23 protein-coding genes are annotated in these 23,530 nt (G+C 42.0%); 17 read left to right on the top strand and 6 right to left on the bottom strand.

The features are described 5' to 3' along the window. Nucleotides 1-41: 41 nt before the first annotated feature. On the bottom strand, nt 42-815 hold the full coding sequence (locus tag AC3ZVC_RS03530) for a general stress protein (RefSeq protein WP_490066282.1): 774 nt from the start codon (nt 813-815) through the stop codon (nt 42-44). Between the two features lie 178 nt (nt 816-993). On the opposite strand from AC3ZVC_RS03530, the gene AC3ZVC_RS03525 reads away from it, so the two are divergent. From AC3ZVC_RS03525 to AC3ZVC_RS03445, 17 genes are all read left to right on the top strand, one after another. Next, a complete protein-coding gene (locus AC3ZVC_RS03525) occupies nt 994-2,202 on the top strand; it encodes an alanyl-tRNA editing protein (RefSeq protein ID WP_490066281.1) in 1,209 nt (402 codons plus the stop codon). A gap of 160 nt (nt 2,203-2,362) precedes the next feature. Beyond that, the gene (locus AC3ZVC_RS03520) at nt 2,363-2,680 is read left to right on the top strand and encodes a DUF3870 domain-containing protein (RefSeq protein WP_214724210.1); all 318 of its coding nucleotides are present in this window, start codon (nt 2,363-2,365) and stop codon (nt 2,678-2,680) included. 199 nt (nt 2,681-2,879) lie between these two features. Next, nucleotides 2,880-3,704, top strand: coding sequence for a M55 family metallopeptidase (locus tag AC3ZVC_RS03515; protein WP_490066280.1), 825 nt, complete (start codon nt 2,880-2,882; stop codon nt 3,702-3,704). Between the two features lie 13 nt (nt 3,705-3,717). Continuing rightward, complete coding sequence (locus AC3ZVC_RS03510; protein ID WP_214724214.1) at nt 3,718-4,650, top strand: ABC transporter permease; 933 nt, start codon at nt 3,718-3,720, stop codon at nt 4,648-4,650. Continuing rightward, nucleotides 4,650-5,606, top strand: a complete 957-nt coding sequence (locus tag AC3ZVC_RS03505) for an ABC transporter permease (protein ID WP_490066279.1) — start codon at nt 4,650-4,652, stop codon at nt 5,604-5,606. Before AC3ZVC_RS03510 ends, AC3ZVC_RS03505 begins: the two co-directional genes overlap by 1 nt. A gap of 4 nt (nt 5,607-5,610) precedes the next feature. Beyond that, nucleotides 5,611-6,609 carry an ABC transporter ATP-binding protein gene (locus AC3ZVC_RS03500; protein ID WP_214724218.1) on the top strand — a complete coding sequence of 333 codons (999 nt, stop codon included), beginning with the start codon at nt 5,611-5,613 and terminating at the stop codon, nt 6,607-6,609. Nucleotides 6,610-6,718: 109 nt separating this feature from the next. Next, nucleotides 6,719-8,347 (top strand): peptide ABC transporter substrate-binding protein, encoded by a 1,629-nt coding sequence (locus AC3ZVC_RS03495; RefSeq protein ID WP_490066278.1) that lies wholly within the window; start codon nt 6,719-6,721, stop codon nt 8,345-8,347. Nucleotides 8,348-8,705: 358 nt separating this feature from the next. After that, nucleotides 8,706-9,626, top strand: coding sequence for a S66 peptidase family protein (locus AC3ZVC_RS03490; RefSeq protein WP_490066277.1), 921 nt, complete (start codon nt 8,706-8,708; stop codon nt 9,624-9,626). Nucleotides 9,627-9,639: 13 nt separating this feature from the next. Beyond that, nucleotides 9,640-10,746 carry a dipeptide epimerase gene (locus AC3ZVC_RS03485; protein ID WP_490066276.1) on the top strand — a complete coding sequence of 369 codons (1,107 nt, stop codon included), beginning with the start codon at nt 9,640-9,642 and terminating at the stop codon, nt 10,744-10,746. A gap of 93 nt (nt 10,747-10,839) precedes the next feature. After that, nucleotides 10,840-11,769, top strand: a complete 930-nt coding sequence (locus AC3ZVC_RS03480; protein ID WP_490066275.1) for a C40 family peptidase — start codon at nt 10,840-10,842, stop codon at nt 11,767-11,769. A 2-nt stretch (nt 11,770-11,771) separates the two neighbouring features. Next, entirely contained in the window at nt 11,772-12,782 is a 1,011-nt protein-coding gene (locus AC3ZVC_RS03475; RefSeq protein WP_490066274.1) for an ABC transporter ATP-binding protein, read from the top strand. A gap of 1 nt (nt 12,783) precedes the next feature. Further along, the gene (locus AC3ZVC_RS03470; RefSeq protein WP_490066273.1) at nt 12,784-13,569 is read left to right on the top strand and encodes a serine hydrolase; all 786 of its coding nucleotides are present in this window, start codon (nt 12,784-12,786) and stop codon (nt 13,567-13,569) included. Between the two features lie 154 nt (nt 13,570-13,723). After that, a complete protein-coding gene (locus AC3ZVC_RS03465) occupies nt 13,724-14,164 on the top strand; it encodes a MarR family winged helix-turn-helix transcriptional regulator (protein ID WP_490066272.1) in 441 nt (146 codons plus the stop codon). A 223-nt stretch (nt 14,165-14,387) separates the two neighbouring features. Continuing rightward, a complete protein-coding gene (locus AC3ZVC_RS03460; protein WP_490066271.1) occupies nt 14,388-15,338 on the top strand; it encodes an ABC transporter permease in 951 nt (316 codons plus the stop codon). Beyond that, entirely contained in the window at nt 15,331-16,284 is a 954-nt protein-coding gene (locus AC3ZVC_RS03455) for an iron chelate uptake ABC transporter family permease subunit (protein WP_490066270.1), read from the top strand. The genes AC3ZVC_RS03460 and AC3ZVC_RS03455 overlap by 8 nt, the downstream gene beginning before the upstream one ends. Then, nucleotides 16,278-17,036 (top strand): iron ABC transporter ATP-binding protein, encoded by a 759-nt coding sequence (locus AC3ZVC_RS03450; RefSeq protein WP_214724239.1) that lies wholly within the window; start codon nt 16,278-16,280, stop codon nt 17,034-17,036. The genes AC3ZVC_RS03455 and AC3ZVC_RS03450 overlap by 7 nt, the downstream gene beginning before the upstream one ends. A 119-nt stretch (nt 17,037-17,155) precedes the next feature. Beyond that, on the top strand, nt 17,156-18,112 hold the full coding sequence (locus AC3ZVC_RS03445) for a siderophore ABC transporter substrate-binding protein (RefSeq protein ID WP_490066269.1): 957 nt from the start codon (nt 17,156-17,158) through the stop codon (nt 18,110-18,112). 220 nt (nt 18,113-18,332) lie between these two features. Here the strand turns inward: AC3ZVC_RS03445 and AC3ZVC_RS03440 are convergent, their stop codons facing one another. The 5 genes from AC3ZVC_RS03440 to AC3ZVC_RS03420 all read right to left on the bottom strand — a co-directional run bounded on the left by AC3ZVC_RS03440 (nt 18,333) and on the right by AC3ZVC_RS03420 (nt 23,458). Beyond that, nucleotides 18,333-19,058 carry a YqcI/YcgG family protein gene (locus tag AC3ZVC_RS03440; protein ID WP_490066268.1) on the bottom strand — a complete coding sequence of 242 codons (726 nt, stop codon included), beginning with the start codon at nt 19,056-19,058 and terminating at the stop codon, nt 18,333-18,335. Nucleotides 19,059-19,401: 343 nt separating this feature from the next. Beyond that, entirely contained in the window at nt 19,402-19,833 is a 432-nt protein-coding gene (locus tag AC3ZVC_RS03435; RefSeq protein WP_490066267.1) for a DUF4395 domain-containing protein, read from the bottom strand. 132 nt (nt 19,834-19,965) lie between these two features. After that, nucleotides 19,966-21,663, bottom strand: a complete 1,698-nt coding sequence (locus AC3ZVC_RS03430; RefSeq protein WP_490066266.1) for a mechanosensitive ion channel — start codon at nt 21,661-21,663, stop codon at nt 19,966-19,968. Between the two features lie 211 nt (nt 21,664-21,874). Continuing rightward, nucleotides 21,875-22,516, bottom strand: a complete 642-nt coding sequence (locus AC3ZVC_RS03425; protein WP_490068814.1) for a pyridoxamine 5'-phosphate oxidase family protein — start codon at nt 22,514-22,516, stop codon at nt 21,875-21,877. Nucleotides 22,517-22,564: 48 nt separating this feature from the next. Continuing rightward, nucleotides 22,565-23,458 (bottom strand): EamA family transporter, encoded by an 894-nt coding sequence (locus AC3ZVC_RS03420; RefSeq protein ID WP_490066265.1) that lies wholly within the window; start codon nt 23,456-23,458, stop codon nt 22,565-22,567. Between the last annotated feature and the right edge of the window lie 72 nt (nt 23,459-23,530).

Below are 23,530 nucleotides of genomic sequence, written 5' to 3'. Positions count from 1 at the left end.
AAGCAGCTCCCATTCATATTAAATATCTGCTCGTAAAGGACTTATCCTTTATAAGGGTTATCTCGATTCTCCCTTACATTGTCAAAGTCGTAAGCGTCTCTGCGGCGAACATCCACTTCATCGTTATAGCCGGATACAGTGCGGTCAGTAAAGTCATCTGCTGTTGTATCACCAAGATTTTCACTTAGCGGCCGGTTTGAATCAAGATTGTCATCTGTCCAAAGACTGCTGCTGTTTCGAGTATTATCCTTAAAAGCATTGGTTCCGCGATCAAGCTCGCCAGGATTTAAAGGGTCAACATTTGTATAGGCTGTCCGATCTCCTTCAAGCGTTGTACGGTCAGTGCTGGTATAGCCGTCATTAAAGTCAGCAGATCTGGTTTCGGGATCTACCAGCACAAGGATTTTCCCTGACTTGACATCCGCTTCATACCGATGTGCTTCCTCTTCAGGAATACCCATTCCAATAAGAGCCCCGGCAATACCGCCTGCTCCTGCACCAACAGCAGCACCTGTTAATGTAGCAGCAATTGGCCCTGCAGCTACAATCGGCCCAATTCCAGGAATCGCTAATGCGCCAACGCCTGCAAGCAGACCTGTCAACCCTCCAAGTACTCCGCCTGTAGCGGCACCAGTGGCTAGTCCTTCTTCTGTTTTAGTCCCTGTTTCTTCTGTAACTGCGTCGACATCTTCTTGATTTTTACTGATTACCGAAATATCCTCAGGACGATATCCTTCAGCTCTTAATTTTTCTACGGCTTGAATAGCTTCCTGCTCTGTATCATATGCGCCTACAATATGTTTGCTTGTTGCCATTGTTATCATCCTCCTTGTTTTTTGTTGCTTATCTATTGGTGTACATACCTTTTTACGAGCATTTATAAACCGGGTGGGTAAAATTACTAATAATTTATCCTTGACTAACGAGTTTGCTTGACCTTAAAAAGTTAAATGGTTAGTTTTATAATAGACTAGACTAGGAAGGTTGATTAAATTGAATAAAATCTATTACAGGGACCCATACATACAATCATTTAAAACGGAATTGCAGAATCAGGGAACGGACGGCCAGGGAAGGGTTTTTGCGGTACTTAAGGAAACTGCTTTTTATCCCACTGGCGGAGGCCAGCCCCATGACCTGGGAACACTGAATGGAATAAAAGTGCTGGATGTCGAAGAGACAGAAGGAGAAATCCGTCACTATTTAGAAAGGGAAATGGATGGTTCTGTCCTGGAAGTGTCGGGTGAAATAGAGTGGGAAAGGCGGTTTGACCATATGCAGCAGCATGCTGGCCAGCATATATTATCAGCTGCCCTTGAGGAGCTTTACGGGTATAAAACGGTCAGCTTTCATTTAGGGAAAGATTTATTAACGATTGACTTGGATATTGCCGATCTGCCAGAACAGCATGCAGAGGAAGCTGAGAGAGTGGCCAATACCATTATCCTTGAAAATCGGCCAATTATAACAAAGTGGGTAACAGCTGAAGAAGCTGCGCATTTTCCTCTTCGCAAGCAGCTTTCAGTTAGCGAAGATATTCGGCTGGTCATTATTCCCGAATACGACTATAACGGCTGCGGTGGAACGCACCCCTCTTCAACTGGCCAAGTAGGCAGCATCAAAATATTGGGCTGGGAGCGGCAAAAGAAGAAAATACGAGTGCAATTTATCTGCGGCGGCCGTGTACTTAAACTGCTTCAGCAAAGATACAGGATTACGAAAGAACTCAGCCAGCTGCTTAATGCCCCAGAACAGGACCTGATTATGGCTGGAAAACGATTAATTGATAATGGAAAGGATCTCGAGAAGGAACTGGAAGAAGCAAAAGCTGCCCTTTTAGTCTATGAAGCAAAGGAAATGGCCAGCGATGCAGCTATAGCAGAAAATGAGAGGCTGATTAGTGGAAACTATCAGGAACGTTCCATTCAGGAATTGCAAAAGCTTGCACGCCTTATTGCAGGACAGTCAGAAAGTGCAGCCGTTATTTTGGTAAATGAGATGGGGGGAAAACTGCAATTTGTTTGTGCGAGGGGAACACTTTCTGAAATCAATATGAAGGACCTATCGGCAGCTCTCTTAAAAAAGATTAATGGCAAAGGAGGAGGGAATCCGCAATTTGCACAAGGCGGCGGAGAGAAGCTAATGAGTGGAGAAGAACTGCTGGAGCAAGCACTTGAACTTGCACGACAAAAGATTAATTAAGGCTGCTGAATTGATAAAATATTTAGAAAAGTATTGAAAAGTGATTGTAATAGAGCCGCTGTTGTATTACAATTTTGGTATGAGCCATGCATTATAATGAATGTTCATGTTGACCGCATAAACACCTCATATAGTATCCGGTTCTGCAGGAGGCAAGTTCATGTATCAGCAAAATACCGTTTATATTATCGGAGACAGCAAGACATCATTGAACAATCCTATCATGCAAAAATATAATGGTTTCTTTGTTGCACTTATAATCGATAGGGAAACAGATGAAATTGTAGATGCTGAATGTTCATCTACCATTAATTTAACCTCATTATTTATTAAATCTATATTTGTTGGCAAATCCATATTAGAAGTAGACAGGGTGATGGAAGAAATTGAAAACCGATACTTCGGTTCCTCTCAAAAGGCCCTAATGGTTGCTTTTAAAAATGCCCATATAAAATACTCACAAATTATGAATAAATAGAGCTGCTTTTTCTGTTATCCGCAGATGAAATCCAGCTATCAGAGAAGAACTATATTTCTCCGATAGCTGGATTTTTTTCATTTTAAATGGGACTGCAAATATCTTAATTTGGTAGGCTATTGGAATAGTTTACAGAAAATATAAAATAATCTATAATATAGAAAAATACTATAATAATATAATATTTGGGGGATTCTGAATGAAGCTTTATCTATCTGTTGATATGGAAGGGATTACAGGGCTGGCAGACCACACCCATGTTGATTCTTCTAGGCATAATTATGAACGCGGCAGAGTGATCATGACCGATGAAGCAAATCATGTTGTCACAACTGCCTTTGAAGAAGGCTGCAGTGAGGTTATTGTGAATGACAGCCACTCAAAGATGAATAACCTCCTAATTGAAAGGATGCATCCTGAAACACAGCTAATTACCGGCGATGTTAAACCATATTCAATGGTTCAGGGATTGGATTCCAGCTTTGCAGGTGCGATGTTTGTAGGCTATCATGCACGCGCTTCCATGAAGGGGGTTATGTCCCACTCTATGATATTTGGCGTGAGGCATATGTACATAAATGACAAGGCTATTGGCGAGATGGGCTTCAATGCCTATGTAGCCGGCTATCACGGAGTTCCTGTTTTAATGGTGGCCGGGGATAACCAGGCGGCTTTGGAAGCAGAAGAATTAATTCCAAATGTCACAACTGCTGTTGTAAAAGAAACGATTTCCCGTTCAGCTGTAAAGTCGCTGACTCCGGCAAAAGCAGGGAAGCTTTTAGAAGAAAAAGCAGCAGAGGCTCTTAAAAAGAGAGACCTCGTCAAGCCTCTTGTTCCGCCGGATAACCCTGTATTAAGAATTGAATTTGCCAATTACGGCCAGGCTGAGTGGGCAGCTTTGATGCCTGGAGCAGAGATTGAAAAGAATACAACCATTGTCCGCTATCAGGCAAAAGACATCCTTGAGGCATACCAGGCAATGCTGGTGATGACTGAGCTGGCCATGAGAACTACATTCTGTTAGGAAGTGTAAATGAATGACTGGATACATAATTAAGCGCCTTTTCGCCATGATGGTAACACTGTGGTTCATTATCACACTGACATTTTTCTTAATGCATTCTATTCCTGGCTCTCCTTTTAATGAAGAAAGGAATACGAGCGAAGCAGTTCAGCGAAACCTTGAGAAGTTCTACCATTTGGATGAACCGCTCTATGTCCAATATGGGATGTATTTGAAATCTGTTGTTACGTTTGATTTTGGCCCATCTATTAAAAAGTCATCCCAGACGGTCAATGAAATGCTGGGACGGGGATTCCCGGTTTCATTTGAGCTGGGTATAGTCACTCTTATCGTAGCCGTTTTCTCGGGGATTGCCCTGGGAATCATAGCAGCGCTCCGCCACAATGGCATTATTGATTATTTGGCGATGACGATTGCCGTACTGGGAATATCAGTACCAAACTTTGTGCTGGCCACATTGTTAATTCAGCAGCTTGCGGTTAATCTGGCTATCCTTCCGGTGGCTACCTGGTCAAGTCCGAAACACATGATCTTGCCAACCCTGGCGCTCGCAACCGGACCAATGGCCATTATTGCCCGTCTGACACGATCAAGTATGCTGGAGGTACTGACGCAGGACTACATAAAGACAGCAAAAGCAAAGGGGCTATCTCCTGTTAAAATTGTTTTTAAGCACGCATTAAGAAATGCCCTGCTGCCGGTCGTTACCGTTTTGGGGTCATTGGCGGCAAGCATTTTGACAGGGACATTTGTTATTGAAAAGATCTTCGCTATTCCTGGAATGGGAAAGTATTTCGTCGAAAGCATCAATACGCGTGATTATCCGGTCATAATGGGAACGACCGTTTTTTACAGCACAATCTTAATTATGATGCTATTCCTCGTTGATATTGCGTACGGAGTTTTAGATCCAAGAATTAAGCTGCATAAAAAGGAGGGAAGCTAATGGAACTGCGCAAACAGCATGATAACCATAATCTTGCACCCGATATCCCGGATGATTGGTTTGTGCCCAAGGCCAAGGACCAGGATGAAGCGGAAGCAGTTGTAAGGCCAAGTCTTTCCTACTGGCAGGATGCCTGGCGCCGGCTTTTGAAAAATAAGCTCGCAATGGCAGGATTATTCTTTCTCATAGCTTTAGCTTTTATGGCCATATTCGGCCCAGTCATATCACCGCACAGTGTATCCGAGCAGTCCCTCGCCAATCAGAATTTGCCTCCATCTTCAAAATATTGGTTTGGCACCGATGAGCTGGGCCGTGATGTGTTCGCAAGAACCTGGTATGGGGCAAGAATTTCTTTGTTCGTCGGTATTGTAGCGGCGATGATTGACTTTGCAATTGGTGTCATATATGGCGGTATTGCCGGCTATAAAGGCGGCCGGACAGATAATGCCATGATGAGAATCGTTGAAATCCTTTATGGGCTTCCATACTTGCTTGTTGTAATATTAATCAGCGTTGTAATGGGACCTGGTTTATTTACAATCATATTTGCCCTCTCTGTAACGGGCTGGGTAGGCATGGCGCGGATTGTCCGAGGACAGGTTCTGCAAATTAAAAACTATGAATTTGTATTGGCATCCAAGACATTCGGAACAAAGACTTCCCGGATTATCAAGAAAAACCTGCTGCCAAACACAATGGGCCCAATCATTGTACAGATGACTCTTACAGTGCCGTCAGCCATCTTTGCAGAAGCGTTTCTGAGCTTTCTTGGTTTAGGTATTCAGCCTCCTTTTGCGAGCTGGGGCTCAATGGCAAACGATGGTTTGTCTACAATTCTATCAGGCCATTGGTGGCGCCTATTCTTCCCGGCCTTTTTCATCTCCCTGACAATGTTTTCATTTAATGTGCTTGGAGATGGATTGCAGGATGCACTCGATCCGAAGTTAAGGAGGTAGCAGCATGGAGAAAGTACTGGAAGTAAAAGATTTGCATGTCACATTTACAACTTACGGAGGCGAGGTTAAGGCAGTAAGGGGAGTAACATTTGATCTTTTCAAAGGTGAAACACTGGCAATTGTCGGTGAATCGGGATGTGGAAAAAGCGTAACTTCCCAAAGTATTATGCGTCTGATTCCCTCTCCGCCCGGCAGAATAGCTGCAGGTGAAGTCTTGTTTAATGGACAGGATTTGACCAAATTAAAAGAATCGGAAATGAGAAATATTCGCGGCGCGGACATTTCTATGATATTCCAAGATCCTATGACAGCTCTAAATCCGACGATTACAATCGGAGAGCAAATTATAGAAGGGATTATGCAGCATGAAACGATTTCAAGGCAGGATGCCCGTAAAAAGGCACTGGAAATGCTTGATTTAGTCGGAATCCCTAATCCGCTTGAACGATTGAAGCATTATCCGCACCAATTCAGCGGGGGAATGAGGCAGCGTATTGTCATTGCTATGGCCCTGGTCTGCGAGCCTGAAGTGCTGATTGCGGATGAACCGACTACAGCATTGGATGTAACCATCCAGGCACAGATCTTGGATTTATTTAAAGATATTCAAAAGAAAACAGGGGTTTCCATCATAATTATCACCCATGACCTGGGGGTTGTTGCCCAGGTAGCTGACCGTATTGCCGTCATGTATGCCGGAAAAATTGTGGAAGCAGGGGAAAGAAGAGAAATCTTTTATAATCCTCAGCACCCATATACAAAAGGCTTATTAAATTCAGTACCACGGCTGGATCTGGATGGGGCTGACCTGGTGCCAATCGGGGGATCCCCGCCAGACTTGTTTTCACCGCCAGCGGGATGCCCTTTTGCAGCACGATGCGATTTTGCGATGGAAGTCTGTGAGCGGGTCTACCCATATAAAACCCACCTGAGCCGGGAACATCATGTTGATTGCTGGCTCCAGGATGAGCGGGCACAGAAAATGCTTGCAGGTGTTAAATAGGTTTTTCCTTTCACGGTGCTTATTTTGTGCCAGTGAAAGTTATTATTCTTTCAGCTGCTACTGGCAGCTGAATATAGAAAGAAATAAATTTAATAGAGGGGGAAAAAGTATGAAAAAGTTTTTATCTCTTATGCTAGCGGCTGTATTGCTATTTGTAATGGCAGCTTGTACGGCAAACGAAAATGCCGGCAATGAAACCGATAGCAAGGATGATGGTAAGAAAGAGGAAGAAAGCACTGAGAAAGTTCTTTATTTGAATAATGGCCAGGAGCCGACTTCATTTGACCCTCCAATTGGGTTTGACTCTGTTTCCTGGAGCGCGTTAAACAACTTAATGGAAGGTTTAACTCGTTTAGGCAAAGACCATGAGCCAGAAGCAGCTATCGCTGAAAAATGGGACGTTTCAGAAGATGGAAAGACTTATACATTCCACATTCGTGAAGATGCAAAATGGTCAAATGGCGATGATTTAACAGCAGGAGATTTCGAATTTGCCTGGAAGCGCCTTTTAAACCCTGACACTGGGTCTTCAGCAGCATTCCTTGGCTACTTCATTGAAGGCGGAGAAGCTTATAACAATGGAGAAGGTTCAGCTGATGATGTGAAAGTAAAAGCTGTTGATAAGAAAACTTTTGAAGTGACTTTAACAAGTCCGCAGGCATACTTTTTAAGTGTAATCACAAATCCAGCATTCTTTCCTATTAACGAAAAGATAGCAACAGAAAACCCGCAGTGGTTTGCTGAAGCAGAATCTTTTGTTGGAAACGGTCCTTTCAACTTAACGGAATGGGAGCATGACAGCCATTTTGTAATGGAGAAAAACGACCAGTACTGGGATGCTGGGAATGTAAAACTGGATAAAGTTCACTGGGCAATCATTGATGATACCAATACTGAATACCAAATGTACCAAACTGGCGAGCTTGATGTATCTGATGTCCCTGCCGAGCTAAGCGAACAGCTTTTAGGAGAAGCAAATGTTGAAGATCAGGCTGGTGATTATTTCTACCGTTTTAACGTCAATATGGAACCATTCCAAAACGAAAACATTCGTAAAGCATTTGCTATGGCAGTAGATCAGCAGCAAATTGTTGATTATGTAACAAAGAATGGCGAAAAGCCTGCATATGGCTTTGTTTCTTACGGATTTACTGATCCATCTGGAAATGATTTCCGCGAAACTGCAGGTGACCTTGTGAAAACAAATGTAGAGGAAGCAAAAGCACTTCTTCAAAAAGGTATGGAAGAAGAAGGTTATGCTACACTTCCTGAAGTAACTTTAACTTACAGCACAAGCGATTCGCACAAAAAGATTGCTGAAGCACTGCAGCAAATGTTCAAAGAAAACCTTGGTGTTGATGTAAAGCTTGCCAACATGGAATGGAATGTATTTGCAGAAGAACAAAAAGCGCTAAAGTTCCAACTATCAAGAAGCTCTTTCCTTGCTGACTATGCTGATCCAATCAACTTCCTGGAAAACTTCCAGACAGGACATTCAATGAACCGTACTGGTTGGAGCAATGAAAAGTACGATCAGTTAATTAAAGATGCCAAGAGTGAAGCAGATGAAGCGAAGCGTTTTGAAATGATGTACGAAGCAGAAAAAATCCTATTTGAAGGAATGCCGATTATCCCTATCCATTTCTACAACCAAGTTTATCTTACAAATGATGCAGTTTCAGGTATCGTCCGCCATCCAGTGGGTTACATGGAACTTAAGTGGGCAGATAAGAAGTAAATCTTCTGAAGAATGATTTGAAGGTGACAGGAAAAAGGGGTGTTCGCTCGAACATCCCTTTTTTAAGGAGATAGGACAAATCATTTTCCCTGAACTTTGATGAGTGTCCAGCTGCGGGTCCTAGGGACTCGAGGTCATAAGCCGTTTCCTTCCAGAAGAAAAAAACGCCTTCTTGCAGGAATCGTCTTGTGCTTGTCGTCCCTAAGCAGTCTCCTCCGATTATTGAAATTATTTCCCGAAAAATAATAGATTTTCCCGAAATTTAGCATATATCCTCGAAAATGAATTCATTTCCCAGACAAAATTCTTACCGATGGAGCATATAATGCTAAATACCAACTTAAAAGGAAGTGACAGCATGGCAATCAAACCACTCCGCCTTAATAAGGGAGATACGATTGGAATTATTGCACCGGCAAGCCCGCCTAATCAGGATAATTTGAAGCGTTCCTTATCCTTTCTGGAAGAGCTGGGTTTAAAGGTGAAGATGGGGAACCATGTTTATGATCAATATGGCTACTTGGCTGGAAAAGATGAAGACCGTCTGGCAGATTTACATAAGATGTTTCTTGATAAGGAAGTAAAAGCCATTATCTGTGCAGGCGGCGGTTATGGCACAGGCAGGATTGCTTCACAAATCAATTATAGCCTTATAAAAGACAATCCGAAAATATTCTGGGGCTACAGTGATATTACCTTTTTGCATACTGCTATTCGCCAGCAGACCGGGCTTGTAACCTTTCATGGTCCGATGCTTGCTTCAGATATTGGAAAAGAAGATGCTGACCCTATATCCAAGCAGTATTTTAGGCAATTATTTGAACCTGAAGTACTAGATTATCCAGAAGGAATCTCAAATCTGGAAACGATGGTGAAGGGCAGTGCAGCAGGAACTTTAACCGGAGGAAACCTTTCGCTTTTGGCAAGTACGATTGGTACTGCATATGAAATCGATACAAAAGATAAGCTTATGCTGATAGAAGATATCAACGAAGAGCCCCGTGCGGTGGACCGCATGCTAAACCAGCTCCATATGGCAGGGAAGCTTGAGGATGCGGCAGGCTTTATCATCGGCGATTTTAATAATTGTGTTCCGCAAAGAGAGCTTTCCCTGGAACTTGGTGAAGTGCTGGATACTTATATTAAAAAGGTAAATAAACCGGCTTTAAAAGGCTTTAATATTGGCCATTGTTCCCCTCATATTTCTGTTCCCCTTGGTGTAAAGGCGGAATTAAATGCAACCAATAAAAAGCTGACGATTGAAAGCGGCATTGAGTAAAAGGGTGGTATAGATGAAAATAAACAAAATTGAGACAAACAGAGTTGCAGTACCACTGAAAAAACCATTTAAAACAGCATTGAGAACTGTCGAGACAGCCGAAACAATTGTTGTAAAAGTAACGTGTGATAACGGGATAATCGGCTGGGGAGAAGCACCTCCGACTGTTGTGATTACAGGTGACAGTCTTTCAAGTATTGAATCGGCTATCCACCATGTATTAAAGCCTTTATTAATAAACAAAAGCCTTCTAAACTATGAAGATATCTTTCAAGGAATTCAGTCAGCTTTAATAGGAAATTCAAGTGCCAAGGCTGCAGTTGATATGGCGCTTTATGATTGCCTGTCCCAGCAATGTAAATTGCCTCTTTACCAATTTCTGGGCGGTCATAAAAATGAAGTGGAAACGGATTATACGGTTAGTGTCAATGGACCGGAGGAAATGGGCGAAGATGCCGTTTCTTATGTACAGCAAGGGTTTAATGTTCTAAAAGTAAAGGTCGGCAAAGATGATATTTTAACAGACATCGAACGAATTCGGGAAATCCGCAATCGGGTCGGCTCTAAAATTAAAATAAGGCTTGACGCGAATCAGGGCTGGAAGGCAAAAGAAGCTGTCTATGCGATCCGCAAAATGGAGACCCTCGATTTAAATATTGAGCTTGTCGAACAGCCTGTGAAAGCATGGGATATTGAAGGGCTAAAACAGGTTACGGATGCGGTTGATACACCGATTATGGCTGATGAAAGTGTCTTTACGCCTAAGCAGGCTTTTGAAGTAATCAAAACGAGAAGCGCGGATTTAATTAATATAAAGCTGATGAAATCTGGAGGCATCTACCAGGCGCAGATTATTAATCAGCTTGCAGAGGTCTGCGGGATGGAATGCATGGTCGGCAGCATGATTGAAACAAGAATTGGGATCACGGCGGCTGCACATTTTGCTGCCAGCAAAAAAAATATCACCCGCTTTGATTTTGATGCCCCTTTGATGATGGCCAGGGAAGTAGTAGATGGCGGCATTAGGTATACAGGCCGGAAAATCACTATTCCTAATGACCCAGGTCTTGGAATCAGGAATGTTTCTTTAATTGAGGGCAAACAGGAATTGACTTCTTAATTAAGAATGACTGTTAGTGTAATTGATTATAGCCCCTTTTCAGAAACTATTATTTCATTGGCATCTGCGCCTTATAAAAAGGAGGAGTACGTTTTGACAATACAGCAAAGATGGCTGGTTTCAGTTTCGGTAGCAACCTTGTGGACGGCATTTGATTCCTCAAGGGATATAGACCGGGAGGCAGTCAACAATCCAGTCGACCTGGATTCCTGGCTTGAAAAATTAACATATAAGCCACGGTTGGAGCTTTGCGACAGAAACCTTGTACAATCGCAGGTATTATACGGGCAAGAGGTAATTGTGCTGGAAGAAAAAGAGGATTGGGCTCACGTGATTATACCAGACCAATCTTCTTCAAAGGACGAGAGAGGATATCCAGGGTGGATCCCCAAGGCCCAGCTTGTACAAAAAACTGATTGGAGCCTGGATAATGGCCAGGTTGCTGTCGTGCAGAAGAAAAAAGCAAAGCTTTACTCAAAAGAACAGAAACCGGAACTAGTTTTAAGCTATCAAACGGTTCTGCCGGTTTTGGAAAATAATGGTGAATGGATTAAAGTGCAAACTCCTTCAGGAGATGGCCTTCTAAAGACAGAAGATGTGAGTGTACATGAATCTCTGGATAGCCTTCCGAAAGGGAGCGGAAAAGACATCGTTGCAGCCGGTGAACAATTTTTAAACCTGCCGTATTTATGGGGCGGGATGAGCAGCTTTGGCTATGACTGTTCCGGATTCAGCTATTCCATGTGCAAAGCTAATGGGTATATCATTCCGCGCGATGCGCATGACCAGGCTGAAGCAGGAGACTCAGTTAAGGTGGATGCCCTGGAACCGGGAGATTTATTGTTTTTTGCATATGAAGAAGGAAAAGGCAAGCTTCATCACGTAGGCATCTATTGTGGTGAAGGAAAATTGCTTCATTCTCCTAATACCGGTAAAACAATCGAAATAATCGACCTGAAGGATACCATATACGAAAAGGAATTATGTGCAGCTAGACGCTACTGGCAAGAGACGGGGGAATAAAGATGCCAAATGAAGCATTGTTAAAAGTCAATAATCTAAAAAAGCATTTTTCAATGGGCAAGGGACAAACCTTGAAAGCGGTGGACGATGTTTCCTTTCAAATCAACAAGGGCGAAACATTTGGAATTGTAGGAGAGTCAGGATGCGGTAAGTCAACCGCGGGGCGTACGATAATCGGTTTATATGATCGTACTGAGGGCGAGGTTATTTATGACGGAAAAAACGTTCATAAAATGACTGAAAAAGAGAGATTCGCTTTTCACCGGAAGATGCAAATGATTTTCCAGGATCCGTATGCTTCCTTAAATCCAAGATCTACGGTTCAAGAAATCATCTCAGAGCCTATGGAGGTCCATGGCTTATATCCGAATAAAAAGGAACGTCTTGAACGGGTGTATCAGCTTTTGGAGGATGTTGGGCTGAATAGGGACCATGCTAACCGTTACCCTCATGAATTCAGCGGCGGTCAGAGACAAAGGATTGGGATTGCCCGCGCATTGGCGCTCGATCCGGAGTTCATTATCGCTGATGAACCCATTTCAGCGCTTGATGTATCCGTCCAGGCACAAGTTGTGAACCTGCTAAAGGGGCTGCAGAAAAAGAAGGGCCTGACCTATCTGTTTATCGCCCATGATTTATCAATGGTTAAACATATCAGTGACCGTATTGCCGTTATGTATTTGGGTCACTTGGTTGAATTAACAACAAGTGAAAATTTATATAAAAATCCTCTCCATCCATATACTCAGGCATTATTGTCTGCGATCCCTATTCCTGACCCTGATATCGAGGATCACCGGGAAAGAATTATATTGGAAGGAGAGCTTCCAAGCCCAATGAATCCGCCAAGCGGCTGTGTATTCAGAACTCGCTGCCCATATGCAATGGAAGCATGCGCGAAAATGAAGCCCGAGTGGCAGGAAATTGAAAAGGAACATTATGTGGCATGCCATCTATACAATGAAAAAGTCACAGGAGACAATAATCGGCCGCAGGTAGCGGTGACTAAATAAGATGGGCTTCCTTGAATTAAAGGCTGAAATTCTTGAACTGGCCAGCCGCTGTGAAGGCCGCGTTGGGTTGTTTATCCAAACAGAAGAAGGCATTATCGAAGAGAATGGCAGTGAGGTGTTTTCTTCAGCGAGCTTAATTAAGGTGCCCATTTTATTGGCGGGGCTTTCTCAAGCGAAGAATAGTCTGCTTCAACTGGATGAGGAAGTTCAGATAAATGATGCAGACCGGGTTGGCGGATCTGGAGTATTGCAGTCTATGTCTAAAGGTTTGAAGATGAAAGTCATAGACTTAATGACGCTTATGATTATTGTGTCGGACAATGCAGCTACGAATCTCGTCATTGATTTGATAGGGAAAGAGGAAATCAATGGCTATATAAAAAGTATCGAACTGAAAAACACAGAACTCAATAGAAAGATGATGGATTTTGAGGCTTTAAAAAGGGGTTTGGATAATAAAACAACTGCCATAGATATGGTGTCCTGCTTAAAGACTTTGACAGAGCGTTCACTTTTATCTGAGAAAAATAAGGCTTTGGCGAAACGGATATTGGACGGGCAGCAGTTTAAAAACAAATTGGCAAACACTGTGGACCCGGCGAAAGTACAGGTAGCTGGTAAAACAGGAGAACTGCCGGGAATTGAGCATGACTGTGCAATATTTACCGGTAATCGAAAAATAGTATACGCTGCAGTTCTTGTTGACGAGCTGAAGAACCAGACAGCCGGAAGAGAAGTACTCTCCTCAATAGGGAACCGTATATACCGTTATATGATGAAGGACTAAAGAACCGTTCTGATGAGTCCGGTTCTTTAGTGGTTTAAGGAGAGAGTCACCAATGATTAGTTATAATTATAAACAATTTGAAATATACTTGCATCAACAAGTATTTTCTTTTAAACTAAATAGTGTAAGCTCCTGAAGAGAAGAGGAGAACATAATGGCAAAAGAAAGGTATCTATTAGATGATTCTCTTGGCTACAAGCTTTTCCATGCTTCCCGCTTAATGTCCAATCGCCTGAACAAGAATTTCAGGGATGCAGGTTTTGATGTGACATACGAGCAATGGCAGATCTTGAGCCGACTTTATGAAAAAGACGGGCAAACCCAGAATCAGCTTGCTATGAAAAATGAGCGAGATCAGCCAAGTGTATCAAGGCTGGTTGATAATATGATTAAAAGAGGTTTGGTTGTCCGGATTAGTGATAAGGCTGATAAGAGAATTAATCTTATTTACCTGACAGACAAGGGCAGGGAAATGGAAAATGGTCTCACGTCACTTGCTTTAAAGACGATTGAAGATGCATCAGGTTCAATCGATGGAAAGGAGCTTGAGACATGTCTCCGTGTTCTGGACCAGGTAAGGGAAAATCTCAAGTGAGATTTCCTGCATAGTACTTGTCTAAACAAGTAAAGCCATTATTTTTTATCCGATAATGATAATCCTTCTCACCAAAGGCGTTGACACTGCTAAAAATTACCTTTAAAATATAGGTATAATTGATAATGATAACCATTATCAATTATTTTTTAAGCTAATAGTGAGAATGATTATTAGTTTCATATTTTAAAGACTTCACTCTAGGAAAGTGTTAGGAACTGTTATGAAAAAAAGGCATTTAATCAGTATTCTTATTATTTTATCCTTTACCTCATTATTTATTGGGGTTAAGAATGTAAGTCCACTCGATTTGTTTAATATGAGAGAAGACCAGCTGCATATTTTAACAGCCAGCCGATTTCCGCGGCTTATAAGTATCATTATTGCGGGGATGAGTATGAGTATTGCCGGATTGATTATGCAGCAGCTGTCCAGAAACAAATTTGTATCTCCGACCACGGCGGGTACGCTGGATTCAGCCCGGCTGGGTATACTGGTTTCTCTTATGCTGTTTACTTCAGCTAGTCCTTTCGTAAAAATGCTGGTGGCCTTTGCTTTTGCGCTTCTGGGAACTTTCATTTTTATGAAAATACTGGATAGGATCAAGTTTAAAGATGCCATCTTTATACCGCTAGTGGGGCTAATGTTTGGAAATATCATAGGAAGCATCACAACCTTCTTCGCACTGAAAGAGGATTTGGTTCAAAATATGTCTTCGTGGCTGCAGGGGAATTTTTCTATGATGATTCAGGGGAGATATGAGCTCCTGTATATTAGCATTCCGATCGTCCTCGTTGCTTACCTCTATGCCAATAAGTTCACTATTGCAGGAATGGGAGAGGAATTTTCAGTTAACCTTGGGCTTAACCATAAGCAGGTTGTGAATGTAGGTTTGATTATCGTTGCTCTTGTCACAACAGTGGTCGTATTGACGGTGGGAATGATCCCTTTCCTGGGCTTGATTATTCCTAATATCGTGACCATCTATCAAGGAGACCACTTAAAGAAAAGCCTTTCCCATACAGCACTGATGGGCGCAATATTTGTACTCATATGTGACATCTTCGGACGCGTGATTATTTATCCATATGAAATTCCGATCGGTGTAACAGTAGGTGTGATTGGCAGCGGAATTTTTCTTTATTTGATCATGAGGAGAAAGGCATATGAGTAAACAAGCAAAAATCGGCATCCTTGCAGGCGTATCCATTATTTTGATTTTAGGTTTTTTATTTATAGATTTAGGAAGCAATTGGGACTACGCACTTCCTAAAAGAGGGAAAAAGGTCCTCGCCATCATTCTAACGGGCGGTGTCATTGCTTTTTCAACAATGATTTTCCAGACAATTACGAATAACCGAATCTTAACCCCAAGCATTATTGGCCTGGATTCCCTATATATGCTAATTCAGACCTTCCTCATCTTCGTACTGGGTTCGATGAATGAGACAGTTATGAACAAAAACATTAATTTTATCATCTCGGTAGGATTGATGGTATTATTCGCAGGCCTGCTATACCGCATTCTTTTTAAAAAAGAGGGCGGCCAAAATATCTATTTTCTATTATTAGTTGGAATTATCTTTGGAACCTTTTTCCAAAGCATATCCTCTTTCATGGAAGTACTGATTGACCCGAATGAATTCATGATTGTGCAGGATCGAATGTTCGCAAGCTTCAATAATGTGAATACAGATCTCCTAATCATTGCAATGGTTCTTATCACCTTAACAGGAATTTATTTTTACCGTTTTGCAAAATACCTCGACGTGCTTTCCCTTGGAAGGGAGCAGGCGGTAAATCTGGGCGTTGACTATGATTATGTCGTAAAAAGACTCTTGATTATTGTTGCCATCCTGGTTTCGATTGCGACAGCTTTGATCGGACCAATCACTTTCCTTGGCCTGCTTGTCGCAAATGTTGCCCATGAATTCATGAAAACGTTTCAGCACAAATACTTAATTCTGGGATCAATTCTAATTAGCATAATTGCTCTTGTCGGGGGCCAGCTGATCGTGGAAAGAGTGTTTAGCTTCTCCACGACCTTGAGTGTCATCATTAACTTTGCCGGCGGTGTATATTTTATCTATCTTCTATTAAAGGAGAATAAAACATGGTAGATGTCGTGAATGTCTCAAAACAATATGGAAGTAAGTATGTAGTTGAAAATGTTTCAGTTAGTATACCAAAAGGAAAGATCACCTCTTTTATTGGACCGAACGGTGCTGGTAAAAGTACTCTTCTTTCGATGATCAGCCGCCTTATCTCTGCTGATGAGGGGGAAATATTAATCGAAGGCAAAAGGCTGGATCAATGTAAAAGCAAGGACCTTGCCAAACAAATTTCCATACTCAAACAATCCAATAATATCAGCATCAGGCTGACAATCAGGGAGCTTGTTTCATTTGGGCGCTTTCCTTATTCACAGGGGCGTTTGACAAAAGAGGATTGGAAGTATGTCGATGAAGCTATTGAGTATATGGAGTTAAAGGATATTGAAAACAAATATCTGGACCAATTGAGCGGCGGCCAAAAGCAGCGGGCTTATATTGCAATGGTCATTGCTCAAAATACAGATTATATCCTTCTGGATGAGCCTCTTAATAACCTGGATATGAAGCACTCGGTGCAGATTATGAAAGTGCTCCGCAGGCTGACCCAGGAAATGGGCAAAACTGTCATAATTGTTATTCATGATATCAATTTTGCTTCCACCTATTCGGATTATATTGTCGCTTTAAAGGATGGCAAGGTAGTCAAGGCTGGCACGACAGATGAAATTATTTCTTCTCCGGTGTTAAAGGAAGTCTATGATATGAATATCCAAATTCAAGAGTTTAACTGTCAAAAGTTTTGTATGGTATTCAACTAATGGTTTCTTAAAATTGAGTGCTGTTCAAAGGGCAAGTAGGGGAAGGGCCCTCCTCTATGAAAAGTTCTGAGATCAGCGGGCAATTCTTGAAATAATACTATTCTATGAGGTGAACAAACATGGTAAGAAAGTTATCGTTGTTTTTAATAATGGCTGTGTTGGCGATTGTGACAGCAGCTTGCGGTACAGAAACATCACAAGAAGCAAATGGCTCAGGTGAGGGCAGCAAAACAGAATCAAATGAAATCACAATTAAGCATCAATTAGGCGAAACACCGGTAACAGTGAATCCGGAAAAGGTAGTAATTTTCGATTTCGGTGTGCTGGATACATTAGATAAGCTTGGAGTCGAAGTAACAGGCGTTCCCCAGATGAACATCCCTAAATATCTTTCAAAGTTCGAAGACAGCAAGTATGAGAATGTTGGAAGCCTGAAAGAACCTGATTTTGAAAAAATCAGCGAAATTCAGCCGGAACTAATTATCATTTCGGGAAGGCAGCAGGAAGCATATGAAGAATTAAGCGAAATTGCTCCAACTATTTTTATGGGTGTTGATACTTCCAAATACATGGAATCCTTTAAAGAAAATACCAAAACATTAGGCGAGATTTTCGGAAAGGAAGAAGAAGCAGAGAAAGAGCTTGCCAGTATTGAAGAGTCCATCGCAGCATTAAAAGAGAAAGCAACTGCAGATGGAAGCAATGGGTTAATCATCTTAGCGAATGAAGGAAGCCTTAGTGCATATGGACCTGCTTCCCGCTTTGGCATTGTCCATGATGTGTTTGGTGTTAAGCCTGCTGATGATAAAATTGAAGTTTCCACTCACGGTCAGAGCGTTTCTCCTGAATATATTGTAGAAAAAGATCCGGACTATCTATTTGTCATCGACAGAGGGGCAGCAGTAGAAGGTGAATCCTCCGCTAAACAAATTATTGAAAATGAACTTGTGAAAAAGACAAAGGCGTATGAAAATGATCATATTATCTACTTGAATCCAGATTATTGGTACCTTTCTGGCGGAGGATTAGTTTCTGTAGCAGAAATGGTAAAAGAAATTGAAAAAGGCTTGGAATAACTGGCAAAAAAGAGAGTTAAAACATCTGATTTAACTCTCTTTTTGTATTTAAGAGAAACTTATCGTCAGCTTCAGCCGTTAAATCATCAACTACGGAAATATATAGTCAATTAAGACTTTATTCATTTACTAAGGGGAAAAATAAGAAGGGGAAAAATAAGCAACTATAAAGAACTATCCGCCAAAGAGGCTTGAACATTTTACGGTCCAAGCCTTTAACTTATCCATGATGAAAAGGGCATTTCCCTTCGATTGGTTTAACATCATCGCCAATAAAGTATTGCTTCCACTCCCGGTGTTCAGGATCCCCGTAGTGGCTGATGTTTGGATGGGTGGGGAGGCCGTCCCATTTTTCCACACGTTCCCTTACTTTTTCTCTGGACATAATGCCTCCTTTGGAGGTACCCTCAAGCCCTTCAAAGATTCTGCGGGGCTGAAATCCAAGTACCAGGCTATTGCCTAGGTCTCTTGTTTTTCTTTGTTTATAGGCTGGTGCATTTCCAAACACAAAGAACGGTTCTTCAGCAAATGAGAATGCCCATAAGTGATGGTCGGGATCTGTTGGATAATCCTTCGGCCAAGGCTTTGTATCGACTTTATGCAAGTACTGCAGGACATTCCAGAAATACTCTCTATAATGTTCCAATGATTTTTCATCTTTCTCCGGCTCTACAAATACAAAAAGGCCGTGTCGAATCATTTTGGGAGCATCGAAAAGATCGATAAAGGACTCGAGCGCTTCCGGCAGGTTGGACCAGTCCTCCCGGGTAATATAGGCATAACGCAGCTCGCCCCTTAGCTCTGCTGTCATCCCAAAATAGCAAGGAAACGTTTTATCTGTTACTGTATCATGAAAGGTTAGGTATTCTTTGATGACCCACTCTGGTACGATATCGGGGTTAGTCATATCGTCTTTCGTTAAAAGAAATTTGCTGGCAGTTTTCATTTTTTCACCTCAGAAATGATTTAAAAGAACAATGGCGAGATTTGATGCTATATGATTTAAGTACCCCGCAGAAAGTCCTTTGAAACAAATGGGTCAAAAAGGAAGGCTTTTTTCTAAAAGATTGATAAATAAGGTTGGTTGATGGAGCGCAAGGTGCGAGACTCCTGCGGGAGAAGTGGGACAGGTGAGACCCCACAGGCGCTGCGCGCCGAGGAGGCTCACCGCCCACCCCGCGGAAAGCGAGCATCCTGGAGTGGAAATCAACCTCTCCGCAATACTTGTTTAAAAAGCAACAAAGTTTGCGAAAACAGCCAAAAGGAAATAGACAGCCAAAAAGGCTGCCTTATGCTTTGTCTAATGATTTTCTGTATTTATATTGGTTCAGCTGAAAGCGAATATAACATCCAACGCAAAATCCAAGAATGGCAATAGATGCGGATAAAGCAACCATAGCTGTAAATGCATATCCGGCGAACGTCCAACCCAGCAGGTAACTTATTAAGCCAAGTGCCAGGCAAGTAACGGCAATAACTTGATTAAACTGCTGCTGTTCCCAATCTTCCGGTATATATTCGGATGGCTTCTTTTTTAAAAAGAGCTTTGCTATACGCATAATAGGATTGAAACCAAACAATAATCCCATTATGCCTGCGACCAGCGGAATGGCTAGAATCCAAATCTGAGCAGAAAGCCATGAGGCTATAACACTCAATACAATGGACCACTGATTGGTTCTGACTAGAGGACGGGGGATGGAAGAAGGCTTAGTTGCCAAATTATTTTCCGACCTTTCTTATTGGTTTTATTGGTATTAGTATTGTACTTAATTTTTTTGATTTTGTGAAGGGTAAAGGCAGAAAAATAAAAGTGAAGCACGTCCTTTTGGACGTGCTTCACTTGGCATGATTTATGGTTTCATCGGCCCATTGTTTTCATCCATGCGATTATTGCGTGGATTTAATGGATCATTAGCCGGATTTCTGGTCGGATCCGGGCTTGATGGATTAATCGGTTTATCTACGTTAGTAGGGGCAGAGGCAGTGCTGCCTGGTTTCTTCTCAGGCATTGCTTCTTTCATCACACTTTTTGTATCTGCATCTTTATTAATGGTTGTCTCTTCAATTTTACGATCAAGCTTTTGAAGGTACTTGGCAGCAAAATCTTTTCCGCCAAGGCCAAATGATAGGCCGAAGGCAAGTGCCAATGCGCCAAGTGTTAGAATAAAGGCAGCATTGACAATGGAGGCTGCAAGACCAAGCTGGTCAAGTGCCATAAAGATGGAGATGGCGACTATGGCTGCTTGCGCAACGTTTGCCAGGAACTTATAATGCGGTCCTTGAAGCACTGTGCTAAGCAGCTTTTTCACAAGGCTGCCGAGCCATAAGCCGACTCCAAGAATAACGAGAGCCGCAATGACATGAGGCAGGTAAGCAATAACGCCAGTTGCAAGTGTCACTAAGAAATCAAGACCAAGTATATTAAGGGCCTGAACAACAAACAAGAGGACAATAATGACTTCAGCAATATAGCCGATAACCTGGGAGAAGGTCAAACCGCTGCCTGTTGCAGCAGATTTGTTTAATCCCATTCCAGAGAAGTAAGAATCAAATCCGATGCGTTCTAATAGGCTGGAAACAAACTTTCGGATCCATTTTCCGATCCATACACCAATCAGCACAAAGAAAATGGCTACGGCGATATTCGGCAGCATGGTCAGAACGTCATTCAGCATCGCAATGGCTGGCCCGGAGATGCCTTCAATATCCAATTGTTCTAACGCAGCGATTACTGTTGGGATTAAAATTAGTACGAAAACAACTGTACCAATTACAGAAGCAAGGCTTGTCCCTTCAAATAAACGAGTTAAGCCAAGTTTTTTCGTTAATTTCTCAGTTCCGATTGCCTGCAGGAAATTCGTTACGATATCTCGCACAATTTTTGCAACAAACCATCCTACTAATAAAATAAGGGCTGCTGCCAAAAGCTTAGGCAAGAATGCCAGGATACTTTCCAGCATGCCGGTGAACGGTCCAGCGATGCCATTCAGGTTTAATGCACTCAATACAGCTGGCAGGAAAATAAGCAAAACAAGATAAAAAACAATTTTTGCAACCTTATCGATTACACTGGAAGGCTGCTCCTTATTGTCGGTTAAATTCCATTTATCCAATTTTTCATGAACTTTTAGCGTTTTTCCGCCTTTTCTAATTAAGAAGCTGAGACCGGAAGCTATAAGCCATGCAAATAAGAGAATAAGAGCTGCTTTTAAAATGCTGGGAACTGCAGCCATGATAGAGGAGAACATGCCCACTAGTGGAGTTGCGATAATATCCAGATCAAGAATATTGAAGAATAAGATGAACACGAATACTAGCAGAAGGTAGTAAATGATCTTACTGATAATTTTCTCGGATGAATATTTTCTGTTTGCTTTATCGGGGAATACCTTGTCATCCAGGCTGGTTTTACGAAGTCCTTTTAAAACGGCCTTTTCTATGGCTTTTGCGATAACCCATCCAATTAATAAAACTAAAAGTGCTAATAATAAATCAGGCAGCTTGGCCAAAAGGTAATCAAACCCGCCCCAATACCGATTATTGTCCAAAATTGTTCACTCCTTAAAGAAATTGTATTTTTGCATACTTTCATATACCCAATCCTTTTTGGAGTAAACAGAGTGAATGCTTAATTAGGATTTAAATAGACTCTTCAGATGGACTTATATATAGAAAAAAGGCTTTGGACAAGTCCAAAACCTATGTATAAATCGTTTTTTCGCGAAAATTGCCATATAAACGCAAAACCCATTATAGCCCCTAATAGAGCCTCTTCTCATAGCTTTCCAAAAGGGCGTTTTCAATTTTTTCACTGTCAAGACCAGGCAGGTTGACATGGTCAGCAAGGATTTGCGAGGGTTTAGGCAAATCTTGTTTATCCAGCCAATGGCCTTGGTCCCAAAGCTTAGATCGCTTAAAGGCTTTTGCGCAGTGAATATAGCATTCTTCCACTTCAACAGCTATTCCCAGAATTGGATTCTTTCCATAGGCTGCCATTTGTTCTAAAATTTCCGAATCTCTAATAATTCTTGCATGGCCATTGATTCGTAGTGTTTCCTCAAGTCCGGGAATTGCAAAAAGCAGTCCAACATGCGGGTTGGAAAGGATGTTGAGCAATGAATCCATCCTTTTATTGCCGGGGCGTTCAGGTATAACGATAGTATGATCATCTAGAATATGTACAAAGCCAGGGGCATCACCGCGCGGGGAAGTATCACATCTGCCCGCACTATCAGCGGTTGAGAGAAATAATATCGGAGACTTTCCAATAAACTTTCGGCAATGATGATCGAGTTTATGTATGATTTTATTGGCTGCTGTCCTGCTGGGGGTGCCAAGCAATAAACGGAGCTCTTCCTCAGAATCAATTACTTTTTTAAAAACTGTATCTAGCAAAAAAATCCCTCCTCATTCGTTTATCAATTCAAGAAAAAGGAGGGTTTCCCCTCCTTATGTGCTATAACGATTCTTTGAAACTTTTTTAAAAGAAAACTGTGGAACGCTGATTCCGATCAGGATTAGGACAATTCCGAAGGTCTGTGCTTCCGTGATTCTTTCTCCAAGCAGAAGCATGGCAGCAGCAACAGCGGCTGGAAGTTCCGCAGAGCCAACGATAGTGGCGAGTCCAGAGTCTATGTGTGGAGAGCCGATCGCAAAGAAAATAATCGGGAAAATGGCGCCGAATAAAGCCATCAGCAGTCCGAATTTCCATAAACCTTGCAGTTGTATGCCGCCGCTGATTAAAATGTGTCCGGAAACTGCTGCAACCAGAAGAAGGCCTCCAAGGGTAATAAAGATGCTTCGCTGGATACCAGGAATTCCTTTTCCAACCTTGCCGCTTGCGAAAATAAACAATGCAAAGGTAATAGCAGATAGGAGTCCGTAAATTAATCCGTCAGCCTTAATGGGAGCGGAGCCGCCGGCAGTAAGATTGCTTGCAAACACTGTACCAATAATCAGCAAGAACGAAGAAATAAGTTTTGCTTTGCTTGGTTTCTTTTTTTCATAAAGTGCTTCTATTAGTATTCCAATCCAGGTGAATTGGAATAACAGAACAACAGCGATAGAAGCAGGATTCCGGTCAAGGCTCAGCCCATATAGAATTCCCGTTAAACTTAATGAAGCTCCCGTAATTAACAAAGCTGCTGTTTGTTTAAAGGTAACTTTCGTTTTCTTAATAAAAGGGAATGAAAGCAATAGCAAAAGGAGCCCAAATAAATATTGGCTGCCTGTCAGCTCGTGAACAGTATGGCCTGCCTGAAGACCAAGCTTAACAATGGATGCCAAGATACCATAACTGCATGCGCCAAGAAAAATGAATAAAGAATACTTTAAATTTGCCATTATGGAAACTCCTTTCTAAGTTGTATGAACTAATCAGGTCAATCATAACATCTCATAGCAGCTGTTGGGGAA

The organism is Cytobacillus sp. C11.1 (assembly GCF_058145115.1).
Note: the sequence above shows the minus strand (reverse complement) of the source record. Positions and strands in the feature narration are given on the sequence as shown.

Coding starts and splice junctions, on each gene's coding strand:
- AC3ZVC_RS03530 (WP_490066282.1), bottom strand. CDS start 815: ATGGCAACAAGCAAACATATTGTAGGCGCATATGATACAGAGCAGGAA.
- AC3ZVC_RS03520 (WP_214724210.1), top strand. CDS start 2,363: ATGTATCAGCAAAATACCGTTTATATTATCGGAGACAGCAAGACATCA.
- AC3ZVC_RS03515 (WP_490066280.1), top strand. CDS start 2,880: ATGAAGCTTTATCTATCTGTTGATATGGAAGGGATTACAGGGCTGGCA.
- AC3ZVC_RS03510 (WP_214724214.1), top strand. CDS start 3,718: ATGACTGGATACATAATTAAGCGCCTTTTCGCCATGATGGTAACACTG.
- AC3ZVC_RS03505 (WP_490066279.1), top strand. CDS start 4,650: ATGGAACTGCGCAAACAGCATGATAACCATAATCTTGCACCCGATATC.
- AC3ZVC_RS03500 (WP_214724218.1), top strand. CDS start 5,611: ATGGAGAAAGTACTGGAAGTAAAAGATTTGCATGTCACATTTACAACT.
- AC3ZVC_RS03495 (WP_490066278.1), top strand. CDS start 6,719: ATGAAAAAGTTTTTATCTCTTATGCTAGCGGCTGTATTGCTATTTGTA.
- AC3ZVC_RS03490 (WP_490066277.1), top strand. CDS start 8,706: ATGGCAATCAAACCACTCCGCCTTAATAAGGGAGATACGATTGGAATT.
- AC3ZVC_RS03485 (WP_490066276.1), top strand. CDS start 9,640: ATGAAAATAAACAAAATTGAGACAAACAGAGTTGCAGTACCACTGAAA.
- AC3ZVC_RS03475 (WP_490066274.1), top strand. CDS start 11,772: ATGCCAAATGAAGCATTGTTAAAAGTCAATAATCTAAAAAAGCATTTT.
- AC3ZVC_RS03470 (WP_490066273.1), top strand. CDS start 12,784: ATGGGCTTCCTTGAATTAAAGGCTGAAATTCTTGAACTGGCCAGCCGC.
- AC3ZVC_RS03465 (WP_490066272.1), top strand. CDS start 13,724: ATGGCAAAAGAAAGGTATCTATTAGATGATTCTCTTGGCTACAAGCTT.
- AC3ZVC_RS03460 (WP_490066271.1), top strand. CDS start 14,388: ATGAAAAAAAGGCATTTAATCAGTATTCTTATTATTTTATCCTTTACC.
- AC3ZVC_RS03455 (WP_490066270.1), top strand. CDS start 15,331: ATGAGTAAACAAGCAAAAATCGGCATCCTTGCAGGCGTATCCATTATT.
- AC3ZVC_RS03450 (WP_214724239.1), top strand. CDS start 16,278: ATGGTAGATGTCGTGAATGTCTCAAAACAATATGGAAGTAAGTATGTA.
- AC3ZVC_RS03445 (WP_490066269.1), top strand. CDS start 17,156: ATGGTAAGAAAGTTATCGTTGTTTTTAATAATGGCTGTGTTGGCGATT.
- AC3ZVC_RS03440 (WP_490066268.1), bottom strand. CDS start 19,058: ATGAAAACTGCCAGCAAATTTCTTTTAACGAAAGACGATATGACTAAC.
- AC3ZVC_RS03420 (WP_490066265.1), bottom strand. CDS start 23,458: ATGGCAAATTTAAAGTATTCTTTATTCATTTTTCTTGGCGCATGCAGT.